Here is a 1,941-nt window from a genome sequence, read left to right on the forward strand (position 1 = left end):
AAACTATTCAGTGTGCCGGGCATGTGCCAGTGCCAAAGGGTGAGAGTCCCTAAGGAGCCGTAATGATCGGAATCCTATAGTCGAAAGCAAGGGTGTCTATTGCGAGATGGAATCTGAAGGAAGCTGAAGGCAAAGAGTTGACGTAACGAACAGAAACCTGATATAAGGCCTGTCCAGATGGGTAATTGAGCTGTGGATCAATAAGCCCGATAATCATTCGGAATCTGGAGAGGTAAATCAGGTGCGTTAATTCGAAGGTATTGGTGCTTACCCCGGGAGATCTCTATTCATCCAATGGTTAAAATCGTTGGGGACAGGTGGGGTAACCCACAGGTATGTGTATAGAGAAGTCAGCAGCGAGCATAGTACTTCGGACATACCCCGAAGGAAGGCTCAAATTTATAGATTAAAGGAACGCCTCAAAGATGCGTAAAGACAGAGAGCAACAGAAAAAGGGAGTATATAAACAGTTAAATCTGTTTATCAGCACCCCATGCGGACAAACTGACGGCAGTACCGAAAGGGCTGTCCGCCATGGAGTTGAACTGTCTTCGCGATCAGAGAACCAGCGATCCTTGACCACCAATGCGTTGGAAGAGATTGTAAGGTATGAGAACCTGACGAGAGCCTACCAGCAGGTAAGGAAAAACGGAGGGGTCAGCGGAGTTGACGGGATGAGCGTGGGGGAGCTAAACGTATGGCTTGGAGACCACATGGACGGCTTCCGTCGCTCCATTGTGGAAGAGCATTATCAAGTCGGGCCTGTTCGTCAAAAAGACATCCGCAAACCCGACGGAGGTACACGCATGTTGGGAATACCTACGGTAAAAGACCGCATGATCCAACAGGCGATCAGCCAAGAGTTAATGATTTACTACGATCCTGGATTCAGCGAAGGCAGTTTTGGTTTTCGTCCAGGAAGGAGTGCTCACCAAGCCGTAGAGCAGGCAGCACGGTTCATCGGATCAGGCAAGGAATGGGTAGTGGACATAGACTTGGAGAAGTTCTTCGACAAGATCAACCACGATCGACTTATGCAACGACTCGGGAAAGGGATAGGGGACAAACGTCTTTTGCGTTTAATCAACTCCTACCTAAAAGCTGGGCTGATGTCTGACGGATTGCTGAGCCAACGTACTTCAGGTGCTCCACAAGGTGGGCCATTATCCCCGCTGTTGTCCAACATCGTCTTAGATGAATTGGACAAAGAATTAGAAAAGCGGGGGCATGCCTTCTGCCGATATGCCGACGACTGCAATATTTATGTCAAGAGCAAAAAGGCAGGGGAGCGTGTCATGGCAAGCCTAATCAACTTCATAGAGGGCAAGCTAAAATTAAAAGTAAATCGCAAAAAGAGCGGTGTACGTTATTGCTCAGAAGTGAAGTTTTTAGGTTATACTTTGCTGCCGGGGGGAAATATCCGAGTATCGGATACCTCTGTTACTCGGTTAAAGGACAAAATCAGGGAAATCACCAAACGGAACAGGGGAGTACAGTTCATGCGGATAATACGTGAGTTAAATCAGGTAATCATCGGTTGGACGAATTACTTCAGACTTGCCAATAGATGGCTGGAAACCTTCCGTGATATAGATGGCTGGATACGCAGAAAAGTGCGATGCTATCGTCTTAAACAATGCGGGAGGAAATACACTATCTTCAAGTTCCTACGAAGTTTTGATATCCCAATAAACACCAGCTGGTACGTAGTCATGTACTCTCAGGGCTGGTGGAAAATGTCTTCTAAGGTTGCAGTAGCTAAGGCTATGGGCAATGAATGGTTCGCTCAACAAGGGCTTCACTCAATCCGTCCACGCATGAACAGGTTCTAATCTATAGAAACCGCCTTGGTACGATAGACGTATGCCGGGTGGTGTGGGGGGACAGCGGTGAAAGCCGCTTCCTACCCGATTGACCCTGGACGAAGTGCAGGGTGCTGGA

Annotated in this window: 1 protein-coding gene; it reads left to right on the plus strand. The window is 48.0% G+C overall.

The genetic code is table 11. From position 1 onward, the window contains the following. Positions 1-425: 425 nt before the first annotated feature. Complete coding sequence (gene ltrA, locus LZF95_RS26275) at positions 426-1,832, plus strand: group II intron reverse transcriptase/maturase (protein ID WP_233758465.1); 1,407 nt, start codon at positions 426-428, stop codon at positions 1,830-1,832. Positions 1,833-1,941 lie beyond the last annotated feature (109 nt).

This window comes from Algoriphagus sp. AGSA1 (genome assembly GCF_021390545.1).
Classification (GTDB): domain Bacteria; phylum Bacteroidota; class Bacteroidia; order Cytophagales; family Cyclobacteriaceae; genus Algoriphagus.